This window comes from Halalkalibacter urbisdiaboli (genome assembly GCF_002156385.1).
GTDB lineage: Bacteria > Bacillota > Bacilli > Bacillales > Bacillaceae_D > Halalkalibacter_A > Halalkalibacter_A urbisdiaboli.
Genome location: NZ_MVJM01000002.1, coordinates 95,033 through 120,620 on the forward strand (window position 1 = coordinate 95,033; position 25,588 = coordinate 120,620).

Below are 25,588 nucleotides of genomic sequence, written 5' to 3' on the forward strand. Positions count from 1 at the left end.
ACAAAATAGAGTTTTTTTTATTTACAAACCAATTCCCCGCTCACCTCATACATAACAGCGTTCCCGCCTACTTTTTTGAGATTTATACACAGTCTTGTTACATAAATGTAAAATAGACTCTTCAACCGCAACATGAAGGGATCCATCCTCTCACTGGAAAATTCTTTATAAAGATCATTTGTGCTCCTTCTGGTAGTTTAGTAGATATCAACTAGTTTAGGAGGCTAACATGAAACAAACATTAATGATTTTTTCACTACTTTTAACCTTTGCCTTTTTTGGGGCTACCGAACAAGTAAAAGCGAATACAACTACCCATGTTGTGAAGCAGGGAGATACATTTTATAAATTAAGTAATCAATATAATCAACCAATCGCTGCAATTAAGCGTATAAATAATCGCACATCGAATGCTATATATGTTGGAGAGAGATTAACCATTCCGGCTGCTGTTTCAAATGCAGAAAAGGACTTGTTAGCAAGACTAGTTCACGCCGAGGCAAAAGGCGAACCTTATGCTGGTAAAGTTGCTGTAGCTACGGTCGTCTTAAACCGAGTCGATAGCAAGCTATTCCCTAACAGTGTAAAAGGGGTTATTAACGAAGTGAGTCCATCTGGACATTATGCCTTTACGCCAATTAAAAACGGTGCAATTAACAATCCAGCTAATGCAGAAGCACACAGAGCTGTAAAAGAAGCGTTAAATTACCGCGGATTAGGTAGCGGTTCACTATACTTCTATAATCCTAGAACCTCAACTAGCAAGTGGGTTGCAAGTCGCCCTCAAACAGTCATTATTGGAAACCATGTTTTTGCTAGATAGGTTGAGACTTTAGGATTAATTGAAGCAAATTATTTAGGGATGAATATCGGGGACTCTCCCCTATTCATCCCTTTATTTATACAAACAAAACAAAATGCTCTTCATCAATGTATTCTCCATTCACTTTAAGGGCTCGTTCTTCTTTTGCAAATGTTTTAAACCCTAATGACTCGTACTTTCTTTTTGCACGTATGTTTTCCTTTGCTACAACTAGCTGAATCTGCTCAATCCCTTCAAGCTTTGCAAATTCTATTGCTTTATGTAATAATGAGTTCCCGACACCTATTCTTCTACATTCAGGTACTACATAGAAGCTTGTAAATGATGCTTTATGCTTCATTTTCGCTAAATGTGATTGGACGATGCCAAGGATCCCAATTAATTGATTTCTTTCCGAAAAGGCTCCTACATAACCGATACTTTTACTAAGTAAGCTAGTAAAATAAGCTATCGACTCGTTTTTCTCTTCATGATAGCTAGCAGCAAATGCCTTGGGAAGCTCATGTAATGCTTGAAGCCGCAAACGTCGAAACATCTCCACATCTTTGACTGTCAACAATCGAATTTCCATCGTTCCCCCCCTTCTACTGGCTATACTTTATTCTTCCATTTTCAAAAAAAATCATGCTTCTCTTTCGCCATTCTTGCGATTCCTGTATATAATGAGGAAAAGAGCGTAGAGGCGGTGTTGAAAAATGAACCGTTTAAACCGAATGAGAAGGGTAACCTCCCTTCGAAGCAATCGCATTCGAACCGATTATGTTAATCGAATGGCCCAATCTCAAAACGTCGAAAAAATTGAACGTGTCGCTCGAATTACAGAAACAAAAACACCACTTCGTCAGCCTTCCGAGAATTATCTGCTATCCTACGACCATTTTTATAAGCAACGACAAGAACTAAAGTTAGAATTTAAAAGATTTTATTATCACGAACAAGCTTTTTTCAATGCAATCAAAACTCTAGATAAGGGTGATACCCACATTCTTTCTCATACGGATCAATTAATTGATAAATACAATAATGCTTTGTTAGCTGTTATTGATTTTGATAAGATAGCTGGAACAGATCATTCCTCAGCTATTCGAGCCGTTTTTCAATCTTTTTCAGAAGCTTTTTCAAAAATTGGTGTCTTTGAAACCGAAGAAGGTCTTCTTAATTTGGATCCTCGTAGATTTATTGCCTTTTTGAAGGAATCAGAAGACTCAGTCCGGACCTTTATTACTACCTTTAAAAGAATGGTCCTTAAAGAGTATCGGTCATTTTTCGCCATACGCCTACCGGTTCAAAAAGGGAATCCTTATGAGCAACCGATATTTTCGATAAAAGGTCTTATTGTTGAAGATATAGGTTAACATAATACTTCTACTACTAAGACATTATAAATGAGTTAATTTAAATAATTTTTAACGTTTGGAGAGTTTTTCATGCGCTATGTTTTATCTCATGTAAATATCGACTTTGATGGTTTTGCTTCATTATATGCAGCTACCTTGCTATATCCAAAATCTATAATGGTCATGCCAGATACTCAGCACCCTACGGTGAGACAATACCTCTCGATTTATCGTGATCATTTTACCTATATATCAATAAAGGATATTAATTGGGAGAACGTAGAGGAGCTTATCCTAGTTGATGTTGCAAATCCTAAACGAGTTGGACTACCTAGCTCGTTACCTGAACATATTCACATATCCGTTTATGATCATCATCCACCTGATGAAAATAATATTAAAGCCAACAAACAACAAATTGAGCAAGTTGGAGCAACCATTACGTTACTGCTTGAACAATTAATAAGCCAAGGTTACGCCCCGACAGAAATTGAAGCTACACTGTTTGGATTAGGCCTATATACCGATACAGGGTCGTTTGCATTCAGCCATACAACATCTCGTGATTTAGAAGTAGCTAGTTTTTTATTAAAGAATGGGATGAACCTTGAGCTTGTTAATCGCTTTTCCGAACAGCTTCTCCTTAATCAAGAACAGCAAATTCTTCAAAGCCTGCTCCGAAATATAGAAACATTTAAAATGGATGGTCAAGTCATTGGACTAACACGTTTTGAACAAGTAACGTACTTAGGTGGCCTCGCTTCACTTACGCATAAAGCTATAGATGCTGCAAATGTTGATGGCCTTGTTTCAATTGTAAAAATGGGTCAACATGTTTACGTTATTGCAAGATCCCAATCTGAACGTGTCAATGTTCGAACACTTATTACACAATTAGGTGGAAATGGACATGAGAAGGCCGCGTCCGCAACAATAAAAAAAAGTGAAATCGCACCTGTCTACACTAAAGTCAAAGCTCTTTTACAAACTATGATTCGCTCAGCAATCACAGCTCAGCTCTTTATGGTTTCCCCCGTGAAGACCGTTTCAACACAATTAACCATTAATGAGGTTGCTGAAAAAATGTTTCAGTATGGTCATACCGGATTCCCTGTTGTTGATGAGCATGAGAAAGTTGTCGGAATCATTTCGCGCCGAGATATTGATAAAGCCTCACATCATCAACTTGGTCATGCACCTGTTAAAGCTTTTATGACAGAAAAGCCGATTACACTGTCACCCTCTGCAACATTAGAAGAAATTCAGGAAACGATGATTCAATACAATATTGGCCGTGTACCTATTGTTTCAGAAGAACAGCTCGTTGGTATTATTTCACGTACAGATGTTATTGAGATCCTTCATAATAAAAACCATCGCAACTCTTTAATTAATTCAGCTATAACCGTACAAAAACATAACGTTAGCGAACACTTAATACAGCAATTAGACAAGAACCTGTTTCATTTACTTAAACAAATTGGACAAGAGGCAGATATAAAAAACGTTCAAGCGTTCCTAGTTGGAGGTATTGTTAGAGATTTATTACTCGAACGAACAAATGAAGATATCGATCTCGTAATTGAAGGAGATGGGATTGCTTTTGCCCATCATTTACATCAAAAATATGGCGGAAGTTTAAAGGAACATGATACTTTTGGAACGGCTTCGTGGACGACGAACTCGGGGGAAAAACTTGACATTGTATCATGTAGAACCGAATACTACGCGCTTCCAGCATCGCTTCCAACTGTAAAGCTTTCTAACCTGAAGGAGGATTTAGCAAGACGTGACTTTACGATTAATGCGATGGCGATAAAGCTAAATACAACATCCTTTGGTGTATTAGTTGATCTTTATCAAGGTATGGAGGACTTAGTGAAACGTGAAATTCGAATCCTTCATAATTTAAGTTTTATTGAAGATCCTACACGAATTTTTCGAGCAGCTAGATTTGCGGCACGGTTTCGTTATCATTTAGCCGCTCAAACGGAAAAGCTTGCACGTAGCTCAGTATCCTATTTAAGTAAGCTGTCGATTAACCGAATCATACATGAATTGGAATTAGTCTTCAAAGAATCATCTTTCATTCAAGCCGTGTATATATTGCAGGAACTAACCGTTTTTGAACATTTGCTAAAAACCAAGACCGAGAACATACAAATTATTCAGCTTGAACAAATCACAACAATACATAAGGCAGTTGATTATTTTGATTGGTTTGCTTTTCTAACTAGCCTTATTTTTAAAGAGGATAATTGGAAACAAGAGCTAACAAAATATGCTATAAAATCGACTCATCAAACATTTCTTGAGGAACTTGAAAGACTAGTAACGTATTTTAAAGAAACGGAAGCGAAGAACATCACCTTTGGAAGCTTTCATCAAAATATGAAGCAAGTCTCCTACCGAGCACTTCTATTTTTTTCGAACTTTACAGAGGCAACGTGCTTTATTCGGAATTATCTTGAGCGAAGAAAAGATGTAAAGCCCTTTTTAAACGGACATGACTTAAAACAATTTGGCATTCCACAAGGTCCAATTTATTCAACTTGTTTGCTCGAATTAGAGTGTTTGATGCTAGATGATAAAATTACTTCGTTTGAGGAAGCAAAAGAATGGGCAATTCAAAAGTACCTGTAGCATCCTCCTTCCTATTACCATTTTTACTAACATGATTCCGCTAGGTCATGGGATACTAAGAACCAAGAAAAAAGCGTCGGACAATAACGAGAGCATTGAAGCAATGTGCGGAGCCGTTGCCATCTTTTTAAAAGCCTGCTATGAGTGGGTTTCTCATAGCAGGCGAGCAACGTGCGGAGCCATTGCTGCTTCCTAGCGTGACTTTCAAGGGGTTTTTCAGTGCCCTCACAATAATAGTCTTTTTCTCCTTTAACTATTCAAATTTTTTCTCAGCAATTGTCGGTTTTTCTGTTATAATATAGGGTGTTATGTAGAAGGAGGAAGGAAATTGGATACCCGAATGAACCGTAAACGAAAACAATCAAAAGCACCTAAGAAAAAGAGACGTAAGCTTTTTCTTATGTTTTTAGCTACATTCTCTGTGCTTTTTCTCGTATCAGCAACGTATGCAATGATCCAATACGAAACCGGTCGTTCCACTGCTGATAACCAAATTTCAAATGAAATTGTAGAATCAACCAATTTAAATAGTGATAACGAATTTATTGCTAATGAACCCGAAAATAATGAACCGATAAATGTTCTATTTATCGGAGTTGATACAGATGAAGGCCAAAAAGCAAGAACGGATACAATCATGATTGCACAGTATGATCCGAACCAAGGTGATGCCAAAATTGCTTCGATTATGCGTGATACCTATGTTGAAATCCCTGGTTATTCTAATAATAAAATAAATGCATCTTTCTTTTTGGGTGGTCCGGAGCTTCTCCGTCAAACAATCGAAGAGAACTTTGATATGGATATTCATTACTATGCAATGGTTAATTTCGACGGATTTGTTAAAGTAGTTGATACGATTGCTCCTGATGGCCTTGCAATTGATATAAAAAAACGAATGTATTACCAAGATAATGCTGCAGATATGTTAATTGACTTCAAACCTGGGCTACAAGCGTTAGATGGTAAAGAGGCTCTTAAATATGTACGCTTTCGAAACGATGGTTATAATGATTATGGCCGTGTAGAACGTCAGCAGGAAGTACTGACATTATTAAAAGACGAATTATTAACTGTTTCCGGCATTGCAAGGGTTCCTCGTTTAATTGGATCGGTCGAGCCTTACATTGATACAAATATAAAGACAAGTAAAATGCTAAGTATAGGAAGAGATTTTATTTTAAATCCGGTTAAAGAGGTTGAAACCTTACGAATTCCGGTAGATGGTGGGTTTACCGAAAGACGATACAGTGTTGGAGACGTTTTGGAATTGGATTTCGAAAAAAACCGCGAAGCCCTACACAGCTTTTTTAGTTCGTCAAACCAATCAGTAGCTACCGAGCAACCGAGCGATCTAGAAGAGGACTCATGAACCTTTGCAAAAGTTTTGAAATAGGAACGTAGCCTGATACTAATGTTAAAGAACGCGTTGTCTCTGCGTGCACAGCAATGGCTTCGTCCGCTACGCGCCTTACGATGAGAACCCCACTCATCGTAAGGCTTTTAAAAGATGTAGCGACTACGCTCATTGCATAAAGGCTGTGCCAAAAGGTTAAAAAACAACTTTTTGGCACAGCCTCTTCTTTGTTTATATATTAGCTAAACTGTTTGAATACTAATGTTGCATTATGACCGCCAAAGCCGAGTGAATTACTCATTGCAGCACGAACCTGCTGCTTTCTTGCTTCATTTGGTACATAATCTAAATCACAATCTGGATCTGGCGTTTCATAATTAATGGTTGGAGGAATGATACTATCCACGATCGCTTTAACTGAGAAAATCGCTTCTACTGCTCCGGCAGCACCTAGTAAATGACCCGTCATTGATTTTGTTGAACTAACCGCTAGCTTATATGCATGGTCTCCAAAAACAGTCTTAGCTGCCATTGTTTCAAACTTATCGTTATAAGGTGTACTTGTACCATGAGCATTTAAGTAATCGATGTCCTCAGGTTTAAGACCAGCATCTTCAATTGCCTGACGCATTGCCCGTGCACCACCTTCACCTTCTGGCGCAGGCGCAGTAACATGGTGCGCATCTCCAGTTGCACCGTATCCTACGATTTCGGCATAAATCTTTGCACCACGTTTTTGAGCTGATTCAAGGCTTTCTAAAATAAGAATACCTGCACCCTCACCCATTATAAATCCATCCCGATTTGCATCAAAAGGTCGAGAAGCAGTTGACGGATCCTCACTCAAAGTGACTGCCTTTGCTGAGCAAAAACCTGCAACAGCCATATTCGTGATTGGGGCTTCAGCACCACCAGTAATCATTACATCTGCATCGCCTCGTTGAATGACCTTAAACGCATCACCTATTGAGTTCGTCCCAGAAGCACATGCTGTAACAGAACAAGAATTGATCCCTTTTGCTCCTGTCATAATTGATACTTGTCCTGAAGCCATATCTGGAATTAACATTGGAACAAAGAACGGGCTTACACGACGATGTCCTTTTTCTAAAAAGTTATGAAATTGCTGCTCATACGTCTCCATACCACCAATTCCAGACCCAATCCATACACCAATACGTGGAGCAATCTCCTCGGTAATTTCTAAATTTGCATCTTTTATAGCCATTAGAGCAGAAGCCACAGCAAATTGAGTAAAACGGTCCATTTTACGTGCTTCTTTTTTATCCATAAACTGTCCTGGATCGAAGTCATGAATTTCAGCTGAAACCTTCATTGGAAAATTTTCAGCTGGTACTCGTTTTAATAAACCAACTCCTGATTTTCCTGCAATCGCATTTTCCCAAGTTGTAGCAACATCAAGTCCTAATGGTGTTACCATTCCAAGTCCTGTTACGACGACACGTCTTTTTTCCATGAATGCTCTCTCCTTTTCAATAGTGCTATCTCAATTCTGTTTAATTATCGTCCCCAGACCATGGCGACCGACCCCCACACTAAGCCAGCTCCAAATCCGACTAAAACGAGGACGTCACCATCTTTAATTTTTCCGGCATGTATTTCATCAACCATGGCCATTGGAATCGAAGCTGATGACGTATTCCCATATTTATGAACAGTTTTTGACATCTTTTCAATCGGTAAATCAAGGCGCTCACGAGCTGCCTCCATAATCCGAATGTTCGCTTGGTGTGGAACAAGAAAGTCAACATCCTCCTTCATTAAGCCAGCTTTTTCTAACACACGTAATGAAGAATCGCCCATTTGCCTAACAGCAAACTTAAACACTTCACGACCATTCATCTCAAGGTAAGGACCCTTTTGATTAATATGCATTGCTCCGGCCCCATCAGCCCCTAACTCAAAAGCAAGAATTCCCTTACCTTCCGAGACAGGACCAAGTACAGCAGCTCCGGCTCCATCCCCAAAAAGTACTGCTGTATTTCGATCATTCATGTCTGTTACTTTCGATAATTTCTCGACACCAATAACCAATACATATTTATATGCGCCCGTTTCAATAAATTGTTGAGCTGTTGCCATTCCATAAATAAACCCAGCGCAGGCTGCGCTAATATCCATTGCCGCGGCCTTCTTTGCTCCAAGCCTTTCCTGAATTAGTGTAGATACCGTAGGAAAAGGCATATCTGGTGTGACGGTAGCAACTAAAATTAAATCAAGTTCCTCAGCTGAGACTTCCGCATGTTCCAATGCCTGTTTTGCTGACTCGTAAGCCATATCTGAGCTCTCGATATCATCAGAGGCAAAGCGTCTCTCCTCTATTCCTGTTCTTGTTCGAATCCATTCATCAGACGTATCTATTCTTTTTTCAAAATCAATGTTTGTCACGACCTGGTCAGCAATATAGCTTCCCATACCGTATATTCCCGCTTTCGTCATGTGTTTTCCCCTTTCACTCTCCACTAGAGTTATTTACGGGTTATTCTTAGTACCTGATACTAATTTTATAATAGTTTGCCTTTTCTGTCTAGATGATAAACAGAATCAGGCAAGTGCCTCCACACCTATGTGATTCTTACACCATAAACTAAAGAGAACCTATATTAAAGGAGGTATAAAAAGATGTCCGAAGAGAAACAGCAACAGCCACAACCCGATTTTTTTACCGATCTTATGTTTGGTTCCCAGGCTCGGCAAAGAGCAGTGTCCGATTCCGGGCAAGGACAAACCGAACCATCATCCAGACCTGACGAGGTAGCATCAACGACCGGGGAAAAACCGAATGAGACAGAACAAACCCAAGTCATTCCAGACAAACAAGTAGAACAGCTATTAATGCTTGTTCAAACGCTTGGCCCAACGATTGAAAAGCTTGCCCCATTAGCCGGTGTCATCCAAACCTTTTTCAAAAATTTCAGTAAAAAGGGGGAAACTGAAACGAAAAAAGGAGCCAATAAATCATGATTTATTGGCTTCCCTGTTCCTACCATTACAGCATTACTGATTTTCCTTTTGGCCAAGCTCTTCCATTAAATCAAAAAAGAGTTTGTCCATTTCATTCAGTAGTTCTTGTTCTTCATCTGTATTTGGCTTCATCTGCTTCGTTTGTTCATAGGTAGAAAGAAAGCCTTCAATATCACCTGTCCGAATTTGAGCAATACTATAATAAACAAAAAGACGAATTTGATTCGCTCCACTTTGCTTCATTAATGTTACAAAGGGGGATAGCTTTTCAATAGCTTCATGATCTTTCTTCTGCTTCACTAGCTGAAATCCTTCTTTCATTTCTAGTGCAAATGCTTTTAATTTTTCCTGTTTGCTCATGCCTACTCGCTCTCCTCTCATGTACTCCTTTGGCTAGAGGTGATTTACAATATAATATTCATAGTAGAAAAAAGACTCAGTCCGGTCAATCCGGCGAGTCTTTTCGATTGTTTATTCCTTTGAGGTTACCTCTTGTTTTCCAAGCTCATAGGCTTCAGACATCACGTTTAACAACAACTCTAGCATCGGCTGCAAATCTTCCATGTTAAGTTCAATTCCCTTATCGTCAAGAAATTTCTTCCCTTCCGGTAAATGCTTCATTGCAATCTGCATAAATTTCATATTCATCTCTGGATTCATTGTAAATCACCTCTTGTCATATCTCTCTCAATAAAGATACTATGTCCGAAGTTTGAACGCAAGTAAAGGCATTTATTCCTTAGGCAGTTCCCCTGTTTCAATATAGTAAAGCACAGCATCTTCAATTTCATGTTTTATCGGTTCAGGAACTTTTGAACTAAACGTCCCAAGCGATATTACACCATCTTGGAAATCATAGATTTGGTTTCCGGCCTCAAGTTTCCCCTCTAAATATTGTTCAGCTACGAGTTCATAAAGATGATCAACATGTTGTACTGTACTTGTTAACACGGTCTTCTCTCCTAAATCAGATTGGTTTCCAACATATCCAATCGCATAGAGACCGTCATTTTTTGCTTCTTCAATTATTTTGATCGTATAACCATCACCCGTCGGATAAAAAACATCCACATCATCCGCTTTCATCTTTTTAAAAAGTCCTAAAGCCTTTTCTACATTCGACCATTCATTGACGTAATCAATGTGAACGTTAGAGTCGGCATTTCCATATGCAGCACCCTCTTGAAAACCCTTTACTTCAGGCTGCCAGGAATAAGCTGCAATTACACCTATTTCTCCACTATTACTCATCTTTGCTGCAACCATCCCCGCAAAGAACCCCATTGCATAGCTTGAAAAATGTATACTTGTAACGTTGTTTCCGGTGACGTCACCATTAAAGCTAACAAAATGAATATCTGGATATTCATCTGCTATTTCCGAAAAAAAGTCAGCAAAAATCCGACCATGTCCAAATATAAGTGAAATGTTATCTTCAGAGAATTCCTTCACAGCTCTCTTTACTTGATCTAATGTATCGACATCTTCTTTAAAAAACACATCCACACCTAAATTACTATGTATATTTAGTAAGCCTTGATAGCCTTTACTATTCCAGCCCCGGTCATCTATCGTCTCTTCTAATAAAAGACCGACACCTGTAACAGTAGAAGGTGTAGTTGTCATCACTGGTTTACATCCTGCAACAAACATTACCATAAGCAGCAAGATAACTTGTATTCGATGAATCTGCATGTTGACACTCTCCCTATTCATTCCATCCTTCTAGTATATCGTATAAATGGCTATTTTTCTTGATTTTTAATGTCCTACTATTCGTTATATCTATTCTAAACTCCTTGTTCCTTGAACAAAATAATGATTTTGTTACCAATTTTTAATCTTTCCTTTCATGAATCAAAAGGAAAAGATGATCCTAACTTATAACCTTGTTATAATGAGTTGTACTCTATTTGTAGAAACGAGGAACAAGAATGACTTATGAACAAGCCGTAAAGTCTCGTCGTACGTTTGCAATTATTTCGCATCCGGATGCCGGGAAAACAACATTAACAGAAAAACTTCTTCTTTTTGGTGGAGCTATCCGAGAAGCGGGGACTGTCAAAGGAAGAAAGAATAGTAAGCATGCCATGAGTGACTGGATGGAAATTGAAAAGCAGCGTGGAATTTCGGTTACAAGTTCCGTTCTTGAATTTTTATATGATGGATACCATGTAAACATTCTCGATACTCCTGGACATGAAGATTTTAGTGAAGATACGTATCGAACCTTAACCGCAGCCGACTCAGCTGCCATGTTAATTGATGCTGCAAAAGGGGTCGAAGCTCAGACGAAAAAGCTCTTTAAAGTTTGTAAAATGAGAGGAATCCCGATTTTTACTTTTATGAACAAGCTTGATCGTCAAGGGAGAGATCCTTTCGAATTAATGGAGGAGTTAGAGGATTTATTAGGTATTCGTTCTTATCCAATGGGCTGGCCAATTGGAATGGGGCAATCCTTTTCAGGCGTTTATGATCGACATGAGAAGAAGCTTGAACTCTATAATCCGAAAAACCCTAAAGCGATTGATGTCATTCAACTAACGGGGCCAGATGATCCAAAATTAGATGAAGCAATCGGAGATTCAGCTCTTGTCGCTCAATTTCGAGAAGAGTTAGAGCTACTTGATGTAGCAGGCGATCCATTTGATGCATCATTAATCGCTAAGGGAGAGTTGACACCTATCTTTTTCGGAAGTGCCATTTCTAGCTTTGGTGTTCAAACCTTTCTAGAGCACTTCTTAAAGCTCTCACCTTCTCCAACTCCACGCGAGAGTACAGGAGGATTGATTGACCCTTTAAACCATCAATCGTTTTCGGGCTTTATTTTCAAGATTCAAGCAAACATGAATCCAGCTCACCGAGATCGTATTGCTTTTCTACGAATTACCTCTGGAAAATTCGAACGAGGGATGGCTGTTAAACATGTTCGTTTAGGTAAACAATTAAAACTTGCTCAACCAACACAGTTTCTAGCCCAAAGTCGAAGCATCGTCGATGAAGCTTATGCTGGTGACATTATCGGCTTATTCGATCCAGGTAATCTACGAATTGGCGATACACTTGTAGAAGGCTCTGGGTTTGAGTTCGATGAAATGCCGCACTTTTCACCTGAGCATTTTAGTGCGATTACAGTTAAAGAGGCATTAAAACATAAATCGTTTGAGAAGGGCTTACAGCAGCTAACGGAGGAAGGGGCTATTCAGCTGTTTAAAACGTATAATCGTTTCACAGAGCAACAAATTGTGGGTGTTGTCGGTGTTCTACAGTTTGAAGTATTAGAATATCGCTTAAAGCATGAATATCATGTCGATATCCAGCTTGAACGTTTATCCTTCTCATTTGCTCGTTGGGTTGATGGGCCTGAAGACGAACTTGAAACGTTTAAGCGTGTCCAGCGAAACTTAGTTACAGACCGTGATGGAAGACTTGTCGTCCTTTTTGAAAATGAGTTTCAAATGCGGACAGCAACCGATAAATATCCTGATTTACAGTTCTACGAAAACTCGTTTTATCGAAAGAAATAAACAGCAACAAGGGTGTCTTAGAAGGTTATCACTAACCTCGTAAGACACCCTTGTCTTTTATCCTTCATTGTTCTCTTGTTTCTCAAGCTCAGCTAGCTTTGCTAACAAAATATGCTGCGGCATATGCATGATTTGCTCAATCGGTACGTTTAAAGATTTCGATAACTTTTGCGCAGTTTCAGCAGATATTTGAAGTGGTCGCATTATATATCTCCTCCCTTTTTACCTCATTGTACCTAATTAATATGGAGAATCCAATTTCTTTATCTTAAAGTTCCTGTCGAGATGATTCTCGTTTCTACATGAGCTGTAATTTCTGCATTTTTAAATGCTGCAGTCCATTTCTCTTTAGACCACCCTGCCGCATTCTTGATTCGGAAATGCTCCCCAACTGCGATCGGATCTATACCTAATTCCTGGGCTTTCTTCATCAGATTTATCATATCCTCTTCTAGCCGCTCACTTATTTTTTCTTGAAGTTCTTCGCGTTTCACACTTGTATCTAATGTTCTTTGTCCATCGTAATCAACAATCGAGCCTCTTACATATAGATGTAAAAATATTTTTGGATTATTCAAATCACCATTGACCTTTGCATGGTAACGAGTCCCTACAAATTTTAGAATCGCCAATTCTTCATCCTTTTGCGATTCTTTCTCTCCCGGAATTTGAATAGAGATATCAGGAAGTTTACGCCGTTTCCTCATCGCTTCAAGTAATTTCGCTTCATCAGGCTCAATCGTATCGATCATTTTATCCTTTTTAAACAGTGCCACCTTAGATATTTTTAATGAATCATTATTTACAAATTCTAAGTATGGTGCAAGTGGATCGGACACTTCATCCGTTTTTCGGTAGATAAAGTGATGCAACGTTGTGAAGGGGCTAAAAGCTGTCACCTCTCTAGGTGTTAATAATTCATTTAAGTACACATTAATCTCAGGCTTATCTTTATAATTAGCAGATAAAATTTCCTCTACATTTCCTTTTACAATCGCAATGTAAACATTTGTGCCTATTTGCGGATCACGATAAATATTCTCGAGTACTTTCCACAGCCCCATCTTCCTTGAATATTCTTCACTAAATAGTAAGACACGTAATTGAGATGTCGTTAAAATTTTATCCGATAAGGTAGAGACATCCATAATCGATTGATGTGGTAATTTCACCACCGTTGAATATTGCTGAACCTTCTCTTCAGCGTCTTTCTGTGGCTGTGGCAATGTCACGGTTACTTTCGTATTCTCCTCATCAACATAATCAAACCCCATGACACCAACCATCCCTAAATCCTCCAAATGAGGGCGCTCTGTATTTGGATTCGTACATCCTACTAAAGTAAAAATAACAGAGATAATCCAGACATAGTAAACCCTATTCATGAGAACCCCCTTTGCGATGTCTAACAGCATGAACAGCTAAAAGAAAAAGTGGCAAGACCAGCAATCCATACCCATAATAAACACTCCACTCATCAAAAAGTTTTAAATGGAAATGAATTGGGATTGGACCAAAAATCAAAAGCCATGAAAGGAAAGCGACTACGATTAAGTGCCATGTTCGGTTTTTATGTTTAGATAAAAGAGCATCCATGCCCCTTTTCGCAACCCATAAATACGCTGAACCTGTTGATAAAATTAAATAGACCCATAATGATGTTCCAAAGTTTTCAATCCGTTCAACAAACGGTAATTGAACGGCCTGAAAAAGATTAAGAATCGGATATTTTAAATTTTGTAGCTGCCACGGTGAAAAATAAACGACACAAGCAATACAAACAATGACATAGATTAGTACCACAATCCAAATACCAATGGTTGTATGAAGATATGCTTTCCGTTTGTTGATTATATAAGGGTAGTAAAACAAAATTAGGCCATAGCCAAACATCGAACGTGCACCATCATGCAACGCTAGGACCCAGCTTTCACCACTCACCTCAAAGGTAGGGATAACATGCAGCCACTGACCAGACTGGAACGCCCATTTTGTATAATAGATCATCCACATCGTAAAAAAGAAACCAATGATACAAAAACGCGCAACTGATTTTATCCCACCAAGTACAATGCTAATTAATACTCCGTATAAAAGAATTGACGGTTCTAATAACGTAAATTGCGGTAAAGTGAATGTCTGAACAAGGCGTAAATACGCTTGCGTGATACTCGCTACTTGTACAACTCCATATAGAAGAAGAATCGCATTCACGATTTTTCCAAAAAATTTCCCTAAGAGTTTTTCGGTTATTCTAAACAATGAATCTTCTGGGTAGCGTTTGCATAGTAAAACTACTGGGATCAAGGTAATATTCGCCAAAATTCCAAGACATATCGGAACAAGCCATTGATTATAGCCCACATGGCTAAGATCTTTAGGTAATGTAAACAAACCCACGCCAACCATAATGTTTTGTGCTAAGAAGATCACATGATATTTATTTAACTTTTTCATCTTCCCTGTATCCATTTACAACTACTCCTCATCCAAAGGCCGAATCAAGTCCTTTTTCGCTCTGGAGATTCCAGGTCTTTTAGCAAAGAATTGAATTGGAGCTCTTAAAACACTATTTAATAGGTCACTCCACTTTCTCGGAATAATTGGAGACATAAATGGCGAGCCCAGGGAAGTCAAATTAGAAAGATGATTGAACATCCAAGCTAATACGATCATTTGCCCAAACATGCCTAACATCCCAGCTGCTAAAATATATGAATAACGAATAAACCGAATCGCGTTACTCATTAAGAAATTAGGCGGAATAAACGAAAGCAATGCAGTTACAGCAACGAGGACAATTAAGATATTACTGGCTAGCCCTGCTTCAACGGCAGCCGTACCAATAACAATACCGCCAACAATACCAATTGTTTGACCGATTTTTGTAGGCATTCGCGCACCGGCCTCCCGCAGGACTTCAATGACAAGCTCAATAATTAACACTTCAATCATTGGGGGAAACGGCACCTGCGAACGTGATTCAGCTAATATCGTTAGTAAATGCGGTGGCAGCATTTCCGGATGAAAGCTTAGTATAGAAACATACGTTGATGTTAAAAAGATAGAAATAAAAAAACCAGCTAGACGTAATGTTCGAAGCATAGTTGTTGTCGTCCAACGATTGTAATAGTCCTCTGGTGAGAAAAATAATTCTAGAAATGTAACTGGAAGTATCGCCGCTTCCGGGCTACCATTGACTATAAATAAAACTTTTCCATTTAATAATTCAAAAACCGCATTATCAGGACGAACAGTCATCCCGAATTGCGGAAATGGAGAAAACGGCTTGTCCTCTAACATTTGTTTTAAAACAGGTAACCCAATAAACCCATGAAATTCAATATTTTCAATTCGTCTAATCACGCGCCGGACATTTTCATCGTTTGCGATATTTTCCATATATAAAATCGCAACATCATTCTTTGTCTCAGTTCCGAGAAGCATCGATTTCGTTTTTAATTGTGGAGAGCGAATTCTTCGCTTAATAAGCGACAAGTTAGTATCTAGACTCTCTACGAATGAGTCTTGTGGACCAACAACCGTTGTTTCATTTTCCGGTGGCGTTATGGATCTAGCGGGTGCACTAAATGTATCTATTTCAATATAAACTTCATCGTCTTCAAATAGCAGGACGGTATACCCACTTACTACGTCGTGAATGAGTTTCGGTAGTTGATCCTTTTCTAGCACCTCATAATTTTTAAAAATGTCCTCTGGATCCGCTGTACTCGTATCCTCTAACGGCTGTAAAACGATTTCCTGTAATGTTGTTGATGTAACAAGTGTACTTAAATAAATGATTGTAATTTTTTTATCTTCAATTGTTATTTCTTTAAATACAAAATCATCAATGTTAGCTAAGCTTTTTTTGATTTCCTCTTTCGTAATGGTTTGTTTCATCTTCGGATTGGCAAGGTTGGTATCATCCGGTTGCCTATCTGTTGTGCGTTTAACAAGCTGTTTATACTTATTCCAAAACATTCCACCACACCTCGCACAAATCTCTTATGTAAAAGAGTTCCCGATCAAAACTGGATTATGTACCAAAAAAAAGTCTGCATTGAATTTCATGCAGACTCGTCTAATAGATCGTATTACCTTTACCCCTTATCCTTTCTACCTCTACGGCGGTAAACTATTTCAACTGTTATTCCGGCGATAATTGCCAAAATGACACTTGTACCCTCTTCGAATCCCAACCCTGCAAAACAGAGAAGATAAATCAAAAAAGTAACTAGCGCAAAAATGAATACTCCAATAATCGTTTGACGAACTTCCACCTTTTCACGTCCTCTTTTCACAGTCCTTGCTGTTTTTGCCATTGTGTCATATGTTGGCGCTGTTTAGCAAGACCTTCATCAATGGTTGTTTTCGTCTTAAACCCTAAAACCGAAGCTGCTTTTTCGGTAGAAAGAGTAGCAGCAGGCTCTCTTTTTTCAAACTTATGACATCCTAGTTTATTAACAGCCTTGAACCAAGCTTCAGAATCACCTGAGGCAATTTGAATAATCTCATTTTTCTTATCTGTTGTTGCAGCTAGGATAAAAGCATCAACCACATCTTCAACATAGACTAAATCAAGTGTCGTTCGATCATACGTGATTAACTCCTTCTCAACACCCTCCATGATCCTTTGATACGTCATATCATCTCGTTGCCAGGGACCATACACTGTTGGTAAGCGAAGTATCATATAGGGGACTTTCTTGTTGTTCTTTTCCTTTATAATTGATTCACTGGCTAGCTTCGTAATCCCATAGGGAGACGTTGGATTGGTCGGTGTTCGTTCAGAAATCAAACCAGGCCGAGCACCATAGACTTCGATGGTCGAGGCATAGATAAATCTCGTTTTAGCATGGCATGCGTTTAATAATGTCTGAGTCACCTTAACATTCTGTTCAATCACTTCAGCAAGACGCGTCCACTTGCTATCGTATTTTGTTTTCGCAGCTAAATGAAACACCACGTCTACGTCGCTCAACATTGCATGTAAATTATCAACGTCTTCTATTTTCTTATTAATTAATTGAAAGAGCGCATTTCTCCCTATTCTTAGATGCATTTCTTCTTGCTGTTCACGACGTTCACTAGGCATTTCATCTATAGCGATTACTTCAATTCCTTCTTCAAGGAGTCGTTTACAAAGGTGAAATCCAATAAACCCCATACCACCAGTGACAACAACTTTTTTCATCTACATTCTCCTCTCATAAAATCTTTTCATTTTTTTCAAAAAAGGAGCACGCCGGCTGGATAAACGTGGAGAATGTTTTTCCTCGTCCGTAAAGACTTAATTGAATTAAAGGAGCTTTCCCCTTATACTTCTGCTCAAATGATTTACTGTGTGTCTCAAATGGGAATTGCTTATCATGCATATCATGCATAATCCGAATCGGTGGACTATCAGCACGAAACTCATAGGCAAACATTTGATCAAACCAGTTTGAATTAAGCTCATTTTCTTTTACTTGATAAGCTTCCTCAAGTTCTTTTAAAAAACGTTTATAGAATAACTTATTCTGCTTTTCTTGGTAATAGTACGCTTGTGGATAAATGCACGGATTGATGAAAAAGGAAGAACGAATGATTTCTGCTCTTCTTTTTAATAAATCAAATGCTACAAGTGCCCCAGTACCTTCAGCCACTAGGTGAACTCGTTTATTTAATATCTCTCGCTTTTGCAAATAGTAATAAAGTAATTCAGCTAATCGACATGCTTTCTCATTCCCCCAATGTCGTCCAAATAGATTTGAGGTAAGCACTGTATAACCTTTTTCTAATAAAGAGAGCAAGAACATTCTCCTTTCAGGATGTTGCTCCCAAATACTTGTACGCTCTTCAACAGGTTGTTCATGATCGTTTAGTAATAGTATGGCAAAACCATTTGGACGCTCTGGGAGATACGTAACGCTCCACTGTTTGTCAATACAAACGTACCTAGCTTGTTCTAACATATCTTCCACTCCCAATGTTTGCTTATCTTCTCTGTTAATACGGTATGCAAAACTTAGTGAGAAGGGAAGCGGGCAGTTCTACCTTTTACCGTGTAAGTAAAAACAAAAAAATCCCCAAAAAGGCTTTTCACCTATTTGGGAATTCCGCTAGTTATTTCTATTATCTTTAATGTCTCCGCTTTGGTCTTGGAGCCCATTTCCGGTTATGGTTTTGTGTATCTGGAAAAACATCACCGGCACTAAGCTTGACTGATTTTGGATTTTGAACCATATCACCTGTTTCACCGATTTCTACATAAATGCCATTATTCGGTGCCTTTTGACCAGGTTCAAATTGATGACTTTGTCCCATCTTGTCATCCCTCCTTCAAGCTTAGGATAACCGATTCTGTCGTAAACATGAAAGATTTATACGTTAGCCATCAATGCAACTAAGACAGCCTTTTGTGCATGTAGACGGTTTTCTGCTTGGTCGTAAATAAACGAATGCTTACCATCAATAACTTCTGCTGTAACCTCTTCACCACGATGTGCTGGAAGACAGTGTAGGAATATAAAGTCATCTTTTGCAAGTGCAGCTAACTCTTCATTTACTTGATAAGGAGCTAATGCTGCTTCACGTGTCGATTGTTCTGCTTCATAACCCATGCTAGCCCAAACATCTGTATAAATAACATCCGCATCTCTTACCGCAGCCTTTGGATCTGTCGTAACTGAAATATGAGCCCCTGTTTCTTTTGCAGCTTCTTTAGCACGAGCCAAAATCGTTTCATCTACACCATAGCCTTCAGGTGTTGCAACAACAACATCCATTCCAACCTTTGCTCCAGCAGCCAATAATGAATGAGCAACATTGTTTCCATCACCAACATAGACCATTTTTAAACCACGAAATGATTTCTTTTGCTCCTTAATCGTTAATAAATCAGCTAGCGCTTGACAAGGATGGTACGCGTCCGTTAAAGCGTTAATAACAGGGACTGATGAATATTCAGCTAGTTCCTCAACTTTTTCATGGGAATTCGTACGAATCATAATGCCATCAACATAACGGGATAATACATTTGCTGTATCTTTGATCGGTTCGCCTCTACCGATTTGAAGATCACGAGGACTTAAAAATAATGCATGTCCGCCTAATTGTGTCATACCAACTTCAAACGAAACTCGTGTCCGTGTTGACGCATTTTCGAAGATCATTCCAAGTGATTTACCTGCTAATAATTGTGGACACTCGCCTTTTTTCTGCGCTTCTTTCAATGTTAATGCATTTTCTAACAATTGTTCGACTTCTGTTGATGTATAGTCAAGTAATGTTAGTAAATGACGACCAGTCAATCCTATTTTAGTGATCGATACCATGTTTATGCCACATCCTTTTTATTCGAGTCCTCAAAAGTCCCCTTTGAGGACTCGCTTTTTAATAAGTCTCTACTTTAGTTGAGACTATCCATTCTTGAAGTGAGTTCAATGTCCGTTTCGCCGGGTCACTATTTCGACCTTTTAACATTGCGTCAAGAGTAGAGAGCTCTGTAACAACGGTTAAACGTTGCATCAAGGCTTTCTGACGCTTTTCTTTACCAGTCTTAAAGCCTGGCTTTGGTAAACTAATGACGGCAACTGGCTTTTCAGATTGTAGCCATTCATCAAAATTCTCTGAAATTAACGTGAACCCATGAGTCTCTAGTGTCTTTGCATAAGAAGCAAATGCCTCTTTATGAGTAGGATCCACTTCAACGAAAATCGTTCCTGTCTCACGATACAGGGCTGGCTTTTGACCTTGAGACCAAGCAAACGCTTTGTAAAAACCTTCTGCTAAGTCATGACTAATACTAATTAACTCACCAGTTGATTTCATTTCTGCTTCTAGTAATGGATCTAATCCCGCAAGTTTTTGATGCGAGAAAACTGGTGCTTTAACAGTATAGAATGATGATTCTTTTGCAAAACCTGGAACAAGTCCGATCGACTCCATTGATGTACCTAATAACAATTGAACAGTATAATCGATAATCGGTTGATTCGTCACTTTACTGAAGATTGGAACTGTCCGTGATGCACGAGGGTTAATTTCAATAACAAAAAGCTCACCTTCATGTAAAACGAATTGAATATTAAAGACGCCACGGAAATCCATTCCTTTTGCGATACGCTCTGTATACTCAAGGACAAGATCCTTCACCTGTTGACTCAATGAAAACGGCGGGGTAACAGCCATACTATCGCCTGAGTGAACACCAGCCTTTTCAATGTGTTCAAACAAACCAGCAATAAATACGTTCTCACCATCTGTTAAAGCATCAACCTCAAGCTCTGTTCCCGGATAATACGCATCAATTAATAATGGGAACGCAACCTCATGCTCTTTATCGTTTAAATATTCAACAAGTTCCTCTTTCGATGAGAAAATCATCATTCCTTGCCCACCAATTACATAAGATGGACGAATCAAAATCGGAAAGCCAATTTCTTCGGCCTTTTCAACGGCATTTCCTTCATTCAAAGCTGTCACTCCTGGAATATGAGGGACATTTACGTTTTGCATAAAATCGTAAAAGCGGCCGCGGTCTTCTAGTTGGTCAATCGTATCTTGATTAGTTCCATACAATGTTACACCGGCTTTTTCTAATCCCTCTACTAATGAAATAGCCGTTTGACCACCTAATTGAACGATAACCCCTTCGACTTGCTCTAATTCAACAACGTTAAGAACGTCCTCCACTGTTAATGGCTCAAAATAAAGACGGTCTGCTGTCGCATAATCGGTACTAACCGTTTCAGGATTATTATTCATGATAATCGCTTCATAGCCTAAACGGTGCAAACTATGAGCACCATGCACAGAGCAGTAATCAAATTCAATTCCTTGACCGATACGAATAGGGCCTGAACCGACAATTAAAATCTTTTTCTTGCCACTCGTCGGGTCAACATCATTTTCCCCAGCCCAACTAGAATAATAGTAGGCAGTTGAAGCAGTAAATTCACCTGCACACGTATCAACCATCTTATACGAAGGCAAAATCCCAAATGCTTTACGCTTTTTACGAACATCCGCCTCTTTAACGTTCCAAGTTGATGCAAGCCAATTATCCGCAAATCCATATTTCTTTAGTTGATAAAAAGTCTCTTTCGAAATCGTCGAAAGCTCTTCTTCTTTCGCTACATTTTCTAAGTTTACTAGTTTTTCGAATGAAGACAGGAAGAAATCATTAATCTTCGTTTCTTCGTGAATGTCTTGACGATTGTAGCCTCGACGAAGTAATTCAATGATCGCAAAGAAACGACGATCCTCAGCCTTTTTAACAATTTTCCATAGCTCCTCATCCGTCCATGAAATGAGAGAAGTAAGGACTAGTCCGTCGGTTTTTAATTCTAAGGAACGGACAGCCTTTTGTAACCCGGCTTCTAGGTTCCGTTCAATCGCCATGACTTCACCAGTTGCCTTCATTTGTGTTCCAAGCTTCCGATCAGCATGCACGAATTTATCAAAAGGCCAACGAGGGAACTTTACAACAACATAGTCAAGGGCTGGTTCAAAGCTTGCATACGTGTGACCTGTTACCGGATTTAATAGTTCGTGTAAGTGATAGCCAAGACTTAATTTCGCAGCCATACGAGCAATTGGATAGCCCGTTGCTTTTGAAGCAAGTGCAGATGAACGACTAACCCGTGGATTTACTTCAATTAAGTAATATTGTTTACTATATGGGTCAAGCGCGAATTGAATATTACAACCACCGACAATTCCAAGTGCACGAATAATTTTTACTGAGACAGAACGTAGCATTTGATATTCAACATCGGTTAATGTTTGTGATGGCGCAACAACAATGGAATCCCCTGTATGAACACCTACTGGATCAATATTTTCCATATTACAAACGGTAATACATGTGTCATTGCTATCACGCATCACTTCATATTCCACTTCTTTATAGCCTGCAATGCTTTTCTCAATTAAACATTGGTTGATTGGACTAAGCTCAAGGCCACCTTTAATAATTGGAAGCAGCTCCTGCTCACTTTCTGCAATTCCGCCACCTGCTCCACCTAGCGTATAAGCCGGTCGAACAATAATCGGATAGCCAACCTCATTTGCAAACAAAACAGCCTGTTCTATCGAGTTCACGATTTCACTTTCTGGCACGGGCTCGTTTAATTCACTCATGAGCGCACGAAACAGCTCACGATCCTCGCCTTTTTTGATTGATTCGATTGGAGTACCAAGAAGTTCAACACCTAGCCGTTCTAAAACTCCCTCATCATGTAGAGCAAGAGCTAAATTTAAGCCAGTTTGACCACCAAGCGTCGCAAGGATTCCATCAGGTTTTTCTTTCTTGATGACTTTCTCGATGCTTTCAACAGTTAACGGTTCAAAATAAACGACATCTGCACACGCCTCGTCGGTCATAACGGTTGCCGGGTTATTATTCACAAGAATGACCTTAACCCCTTCTTCCCGAAGCGCTAAACAAGCCTGTGTTCCCGCATAGTCAAATTCGGCCGCTTGCCCGATAACGATTGGTCCTGAACCAATAACGAGCACTGTTGAAATTTTTTCATTCTTAGGCATATGCTTTTTCTCCTTTATTGCTTAACATTTCGACAAATAGCTTAAACATTTGTTCACTGTCACTTGGCCCTGGGTGAGCCTCTGGATGGAATTGAATCGATAATATCGGATACGTCGTATGGTGAAGACCTTCGATTGAACCATCATTAATATTAAAAAAGCGCGCAGTGAATCCCGTTCCTTCAAGCGAATCTTCTTTCACCACATAACTGTGATTTTGAGACGTCATATAAACACGATTCGTCACGTTATCAATCACAGGCTGGTTGGCACCACGATGCCCAAAACGAAGCTTCTCGGTATCTGCACCAAATGCTAATGCAAGAAGCTGATGTCCTAAGCAAATTCCTAAAGTCGGATACGCCGTTGCAAGCTGCTTCACAGTTGGTAAGACCTGCTCAAGCTGCTTAGGATTTCCTGGTCCATTAGAAAGTAATATTCCATTTGGTTCAAGTTTTTCAATTTCAGCAAACGATGAATTATGAGGAACTACGGTTACTTTACAGCCCTCATTTACAAGAGAATCGACAATCGATTTCTTATAGCCGAAATCAACAAGAACAACGTGGTGATCACCCTTTCCAAACTCTTCTACCTTCTTAACAGATACGGCAGAAACAACTTCCTGCTCTCCAAGTGGTGTCGTTGCATTAAAATCTACCTGTTCTGGATTCTTTGTTAATATGGCACGCATATCTCCATGCTCTCGGATTCGTTTTACGATCGCTCTCGTATCAACTCCACTCAGTAATGGCAGGTCATTTGATTCACAGCAAGCCGCTAATGGAGAATGCGATTCATAATGATACCCTTCACCACTTAATTCACTGACGATAAGAGCTGATGCTTGTGGCTTGATACTCTCAAAATCACCTTCATTTATTCCATAGTTACCGATTAACGGATACGTAAAAACAACCATTTGTCCTTTAAATGATGGGTCACTTAACACCTCTTGATACCCTGTCATTCCTGTAAAAAAGACAATTTCCCCGTGAACCTCTTTACTATCTCCGCTTAACGTTCCTTCGAAGATCTCCCCTGTTTCTAGTACGACGTAGCCTTTCATCATATACCCTCCATCCAATGGCGAATCTTTATTCTATCTAAAGCATTTTTATGCATTCAATGCATTTTTGAAACTCGTCTTTCAACGAGTTTCTTTCTTCTTTTATCGTAATAAATTGGTAAAGGTTTAACCTTCTTTTTATTGTATTTGTGCCCCATTTATTACTAGCTTTTCAGCCATTACTTCTTTAATGATATCCACTGCTTGTTGAAGCTGTTCCTTAGTTGCAATAAGAGGTGGAAGGATACGAATAACTTTTGGACCAGCCTGTAAAATAAGCAACCCTTTTTCGCGACAAGCTTGAATCAGTGAAGCGACTTCTTCCTTGCATTCAATTCCGACCATTAATCCGAGTCCTCTAACTTCCTCAATAAGGTCGCAATCCTTGAGTGCTTCCTCTAGCTGGGTGAGGAATAGTTGCCCCTTCACTTTTACATCTTGCAAAAATGAATCTTGAAAAACCTCGTCAAGAACTGCTTTTGCTGCAGCCATCGCAAGTGGGTTCCCGCCGAATGTTGATCCATGACTTCCTGCTTCAAAGGAAGACTTCAAATGTGCCTTTCCAATAACGGCACCAACAGGGAATCCATTACCTAACCCTTTTGCTAACGTAATAATGTCTGGTGATAATTGATATTGCTCATGGGCAAAACGTGTACCAGTGCGTCCAATTCCTGTTTGAATTTCGTCAATTATTAATAAACAATTCATTTCCTTACAAAGAGCTGCTAATGCATCTGCATACTCTTGATTCATTAAACGAACGCCACCCTCGCCTTGGACGACCTCTACAAAGACAGCTGCAGTTTCTTCTGTTACAGCTTCTTTTAACGCTGCACTATCATTTAAAGGTACATAAGTGAATTCTGAGAGTAGTGGACCGAAGCCTTGATGAATTTTATCCTGGCCTGTTGCTGACATACTGCCAAGTGTCCGACCGTGAAACGAATTTGTTAAGCTTACCATTTTATGTTTTCCCGTTGCTTTACGAGCAAGCTTAATCGCAGCCTCATTCGCCTCAGCTCCACTGTTACAGAAGAACACATAATCTCCTACACTTTGCTCGGTAAGCAGCTGTGCAACCTGCTCTTGACCCTCTAAATGGAAAAGGTTTGAAGCGTGCCAAAGTGTATCTACCTGAGCTTTCAGTGCTTCATTTACTTTTGGATGGCAATGCCCTAAATTACAAACTGCAATTCCTGAGACGAAATCTAGGTATTGCTTGCCATGTTCATCTATCAAAAGGGCGCCTTCCCCCTTTAATGCTTTTACATCCCACTTGGCATACGTTGGAAATAATGCACTCATCCTATT

Annotated in this window: 24 protein-coding genes; 6 read left to right on the forward strand and 18 right to left on the reverse strand. The window is 39.2% G+C overall.

Annotation, left to right across the window (positions count from 1 at the left end; all coding sequences use genetic code 11):
• Window positions 1-229 precede the first annotated feature (229 nt).
• Window positions 230-823 (forward strand): cell wall hydrolase, encoded by a 594-nt coding sequence (locus tag B1R93_RS08355; protein ID WP_088103529.1) that lies wholly within the window; start codon window positions 230-232, stop codon window positions 821-823.
• A 76-nt stretch (window positions 824-899) separates the two neighbouring features.
• Here the strand turns inward: B1R93_RS08355 and B1R93_RS08360 are convergent, their stop codons facing one another.
• Window positions 900-1,394 (reverse strand): GNAT family N-acetyltransferase, encoded by a 495-nt coding sequence (locus tag B1R93_RS08360; protein ID WP_088103530.1) that lies wholly within the window; start codon window positions 1,392-1,394, stop codon window positions 900-902.
• A gap of 124 nt (window positions 1,395-1,518) precedes the next feature.
• Here B1R93_RS08360 and B1R93_RS08365 point away from each other — a divergent pair, with 124 nt between their 5' ends.
• The 3 genes from B1R93_RS08365 (at window position 1,519) to B1R93_RS08375 (ending at window position 6,175) form a co-directional block, all read left to right on the forward strand.
• A complete protein-coding gene (locus B1R93_RS08365) occupies window positions 1,519-2,178 on the forward strand; it encodes a hypothetical protein (protein ID WP_088103531.1) in 660 nt (219 codons plus the stop codon).
• Window positions 2,179-2,250: 72 nt separating this feature from the next.
• Window positions 2,251-4,803 (forward strand): CBS domain-containing protein, encoded by a 2,553-nt coding sequence (locus B1R93_RS08370; RefSeq protein WP_088103532.1) that lies wholly within the window; start codon window positions 2,251-2,253, stop codon window positions 4,801-4,803.
• Between the two features lie 328 nt (window positions 4,804-5,131).
• Entirely contained in the window at window positions 5,132-6,175 is a 1,044-nt protein-coding gene (locus tag B1R93_RS08375; protein ID WP_088103533.1) for an LCP family protein, read from the forward strand.
• 223 nt (window positions 6,176-6,398) lie between these two features.
• Here the strand turns inward: B1R93_RS08375 and fabF are convergent, their stop codons facing one another.
• The gene (fabF, locus tag B1R93_RS08380) at window positions 6,399-7,637 is read right to left on the reverse strand and encodes a beta-ketoacyl-ACP synthase II (protein WP_088103534.1); all 1,239 of its coding nucleotides are present in this window, start codon (window positions 7,635-7,637) and stop codon (window positions 6,399-6,401) included.
• A gap of 44 nt (window positions 7,638-7,681) precedes the next feature.
• Window positions 7,682-8,620: a beta-ketoacyl-ACP synthase III gene (locus tag B1R93_RS08385; RefSeq protein WP_088103535.1), complete on the reverse strand. Its 939-nt coding sequence runs from the start codon at window positions 8,618-8,620 to the stop codon at window positions 7,682-7,684.
• A 183-nt stretch (window positions 8,621-8,803) separates the two neighbouring features.
• Between B1R93_RS08385 and B1R93_RS08390 the strand changes: the two genes are divergently transcribed.
• Window positions 8,804-9,145, forward strand: a complete 342-nt coding sequence (locus B1R93_RS08390; protein WP_088103536.1) for a hypothetical protein — start codon at window positions 8,804-8,806, stop codon at window positions 9,143-9,145.
• A 33-nt stretch (window positions 9,146-9,178) separates the two neighbouring features.
• Here the strand turns inward: B1R93_RS08390 and B1R93_RS08395 are convergent, their stop codons facing one another.
• From B1R93_RS08395 to B1R93_RS08405, 3 genes are all read right to left on the reverse strand, one after another.
• On the reverse strand, window positions 9,179-9,505 hold the full coding sequence (locus B1R93_RS08395; protein WP_088103537.1) for a hypothetical protein: 327 nt from the start codon (window positions 9,503-9,505) through the stop codon (window positions 9,179-9,181).
• 111 nt (window positions 9,506-9,616) lie between these two features.
• Complete coding sequence (locus B1R93_RS08400) at window positions 9,617-9,805, reverse strand: ComZ family protein (protein ID WP_088103538.1); 189 nt, start codon at window positions 9,803-9,805, stop codon at window positions 9,617-9,619.
• 72 nt (window positions 9,806-9,877) lie between these two features.
• Window positions 9,878-10,840 carry a BMP family ABC transporter substrate-binding protein gene (locus tag B1R93_RS08405; protein WP_088103539.1) on the reverse strand — a complete coding sequence of 321 codons (963 nt, stop codon included), beginning with the start codon at window positions 10,838-10,840 and terminating at the stop codon, window positions 9,878-9,880.
• 239 nt (window positions 10,841-11,079) lie between these two features.
• Between B1R93_RS08405 and B1R93_RS08410 the strand changes: the two genes are divergently transcribed.
• Window positions 11,080-12,672 carry a peptide chain release factor 3 gene (locus B1R93_RS08410; protein ID WP_088103540.1) on the forward strand — a complete coding sequence of 531 codons (1,593 nt, stop codon included), beginning with the start codon at window positions 11,080-11,082 and terminating at the stop codon, window positions 12,670-12,672.
• Between the two features lie 57 nt (window positions 12,673-12,729).
• Here the strand turns inward: B1R93_RS08410 and B1R93_RS08415 are convergent, their stop codons facing one another.
• From B1R93_RS08415 to B1R93_RS08470, 12 genes are all read right to left on the reverse strand, one after another.
• Entirely contained in the window at window positions 12,730-12,876 is a 147-nt protein-coding gene (locus B1R93_RS08415; protein ID WP_088103541.1) for a YycC family protein, read from the reverse strand.
• 59 nt (window positions 12,877-12,935) lie between these two features.
• Window positions 12,936-14,057, reverse strand: a complete 1,122-nt coding sequence (locus B1R93_RS08420) for a Ger(x)C family spore germination protein (RefSeq protein WP_165763771.1) — start codon at window positions 14,055-14,057, stop codon at window positions 12,936-12,938.
• Window positions 14,050-15,144 carry a GerAB/ArcD/ProY family transporter gene (locus B1R93_RS08425; protein ID WP_088103543.1) on the reverse strand — a complete coding sequence of 365 codons (1,095 nt, stop codon included), beginning with the start codon at window positions 15,142-15,144 and terminating at the stop codon, window positions 14,050-14,052. The genes B1R93_RS08420 and B1R93_RS08425 overlap by 8 nt, the downstream gene beginning before the upstream one ends.
• A 6-nt stretch (window positions 15,145-15,150) precedes the next feature.
• Window positions 15,151-16,656 carry a spore germination protein gene (locus B1R93_RS08430; protein ID WP_245308242.1) on the reverse strand — a complete coding sequence of 502 codons (1,506 nt, stop codon included), beginning with the start codon at window positions 16,654-16,656 and terminating at the stop codon, window positions 15,151-15,153.
• Window positions 16,657-16,775: 119 nt separating this feature from the next.
• Window positions 16,776-16,955: a hypothetical protein gene (locus tag B1R93_RS08435; RefSeq protein WP_088103544.1), complete on the reverse strand. Its 180-nt coding sequence runs from the start codon at window positions 16,953-16,955 to the stop codon at window positions 16,776-16,778.
• A 17-nt stretch (window positions 16,956-16,972) separates the two neighbouring features.
• A complete protein-coding gene (locus B1R93_RS08440; protein WP_088103545.1) occupies window positions 16,973-17,869 on the reverse strand; it encodes an NAD-dependent epimerase/dehydratase family protein in 897 nt (298 codons plus the stop codon).
• A 13-nt stretch (window positions 17,870-17,882) separates the two neighbouring features.
• Window positions 17,883-18,629, reverse strand: coding sequence for an alpha/beta hydrolase (locus B1R93_RS08445; RefSeq protein ID WP_088103546.1), 747 nt, complete (start codon window positions 18,627-18,629; stop codon window positions 17,883-17,885).
• A 166-nt stretch (window positions 18,630-18,795) separates the two neighbouring features.
• Entirely contained in the window at window positions 18,796-18,981 is a 186-nt protein-coding gene (locus B1R93_RS08450; RefSeq protein ID WP_088103547.1) for a YjzC family protein, read from the reverse strand.
• 56 nt (window positions 18,982-19,037) lie between these two features.
• On the reverse strand, window positions 19,038-19,991 hold the full coding sequence (argF, locus tag B1R93_RS08455) for an ornithine carbamoyltransferase (protein ID WP_088103548.1): 954 nt from the start codon (window positions 19,989-19,991) through the stop codon (window positions 19,038-19,040).
• Between the two features lie 58 nt (window positions 19,992-20,049).
• A complete protein-coding gene (locus B1R93_RS08460) occupies window positions 20,050-23,205 on the reverse strand; it encodes a carbamoyl-phosphate synthase (glutamine-hydrolyzing) large subunit (protein ID WP_088103549.1) in 3,156 nt (1,051 codons plus the stop codon).
• The gene (locus tag B1R93_RS08465) at window positions 23,198-24,274 is read right to left on the reverse strand and encodes a carbamoyl phosphate synthase small subunit (RefSeq protein WP_088103550.1); all 1,077 of its coding nucleotides are present in this window, start codon (window positions 24,272-24,274) and stop codon (window positions 23,198-23,200) included. The genes B1R93_RS08460 and B1R93_RS08465 overlap by 8 nt, the downstream gene beginning before the upstream one ends.
• 138 nt (window positions 24,275-24,412) lie before the next feature.
• Window positions 24,413-25,582 carry an acetylornithine transaminase gene (locus B1R93_RS08470; RefSeq protein WP_088103551.1) on the reverse strand — a complete coding sequence of 390 codons (1,170 nt, stop codon included), beginning with the start codon at window positions 25,580-25,582 and terminating at the stop codon, window positions 24,413-24,415.
• Window positions 25,583-25,588: the final 6 nt, after the last annotated feature.

What these genes read in the sequence shown, in the direction of transcription:
- B1R93_RS08430 (WP_245308242.1), bottom strand. Translation starts at nt 16,656, where the DNA reads ATGTTTTGGAATAAGTATAAACAGCTTGTTAAACGCACAACAGATAGG.
- B1R93_RS08415 (WP_088103541.1), bottom strand. Translation starts at nt 12,876, where the DNA reads ATGCGACCACTTCAAATATCTGCTGAAACTGCGCAAAAGTTATCGAAA.
- B1R93_RS08405 (WP_088103539.1), bottom strand. Translation starts at nt 10,840, where the DNA reads ATGCAGATTCATCGAATACAAGTTATCTTGCTGCTTATGGTAATGTTT.
- B1R93_RS08460 (WP_088103549.1), bottom strand. Translation starts at nt 23,205, where the DNA reads ATGCCTAAGAATGAAAAAATTTCAACAGTGCTCGTTATTGGTTCAGGA.
- B1R93_RS08385 (WP_088103535.1), bottom strand. Translation starts at nt 8,620, where the DNA reads ATGACGAAAGCGGGAATATACGGTATGGGAAGCTATATTGCTGACCAG.
- B1R93_RS08365 (WP_088103531.1), top strand. Translation starts at nt 1,519, where the DNA reads ATGAACCGTTTAAACCGAATGAGAAGGGTAACCTCCCTTCGAAGCAAT.
- B1R93_RS08355 (WP_088103529.1), top strand. Translation starts at nt 230, where the DNA reads ATGAAACAAACATTAATGATTTTTTCACTACTTTTAACCTTTGCCTTT.
- argF (WP_088103548.1), bottom strand. Translation starts at nt 19,991, where the DNA reads ATGGTATCGATCACTAAAATAGGATTGACTGGTCGTCATTTACTAACA.
- B1R93_RS08445 (WP_088103546.1), bottom strand. Translation starts at nt 18,629, where the DNA reads ATGTTAGAACAAGCTAGGTACGTTTGTATTGACAAACAGTGGAGCGTT.
- B1R93_RS08390 (WP_088103536.1), top strand. Translation starts at nt 8,804, where the DNA reads ATGTCCGAAGAGAAACAGCAACAGCCACAACCCGATTTTTTTACCGAT.
- B1R93_RS08420 (WP_165763771.1), bottom strand. Translation starts at nt 14,057, where the DNA reads ATGAATAGGGTTTACTATGTCTGGATTATCTCTGTTATTTTTACTTTA.
- B1R93_RS08410 (WP_088103540.1), top strand. Translation starts at nt 11,080, where the DNA reads ATGACTTATGAACAAGCCGTAAAGTCTCGTCGTACGTTTGCAATTATT.
- fabF (WP_088103534.1), bottom strand. Translation starts at nt 7,637, where the DNA reads ATGGAAAAAAGACGTGTCGTCGTAACAGGACTTGGAATGGTAACACCA.
- B1R93_RS08360 (WP_088103530.1), bottom strand. Translation starts at nt 1,394, where the DNA reads ATGGAAATTCGATTGTTGACAGTCAAAGATGTGGAGATGTTTCGACGT.
- B1R93_RS08470 (WP_088103551.1), bottom strand. Translation starts at nt 25,582, where the DNA reads ATGAGTGCATTATTTCCAACGTATGCCAAGTGGGATGTAAAAGCATTA.
- B1R93_RS08465 (WP_088103550.1), bottom strand. Translation starts at nt 24,274, where the DNA reads ATGAAAGGCTACGTCGTACTAGAAACAGGGGAGATCTTCGAAGGAACG.
- B1R93_RS08395 (WP_088103537.1), bottom strand. Translation starts at nt 9,505, where the DNA reads ATGAGCAAACAGGAAAAATTAAAAGCATTTGCACTAGAAATGAAAGAA.
- B1R93_RS08370 (WP_088103532.1), top strand. Translation starts at nt 2,251, where the DNA reads ATGCGCTATGTTTTATCTCATGTAAATATCGACTTTGATGGTTTTGCT.
- B1R93_RS08450 (WP_088103547.1), bottom strand. Translation starts at nt 18,981, where the DNA reads ATGGGACAAAGTCATCAATTTGAACCTGGTCAAAAGGCACCGAATAAT.
- B1R93_RS08425 (WP_088103543.1), bottom strand. Translation starts at nt 15,144, where the DNA reads ATGGATACAGGGAAGATGAAAAAGTTAAATAAATATCATGTGATCTTC.
- B1R93_RS08440 (WP_088103545.1), bottom strand. Translation starts at nt 17,869, where the DNA reads ATGAAAAAAGTTGTTGTCACTGGTGGTATGGGGTTTATTGGATTTCAC.
- B1R93_RS08400 (WP_088103538.1), bottom strand. Translation starts at nt 9,805, where the DNA reads ATGAATCCAGAGATGAATATGAAATTTATGCAGATTGCAATGAAGCAT.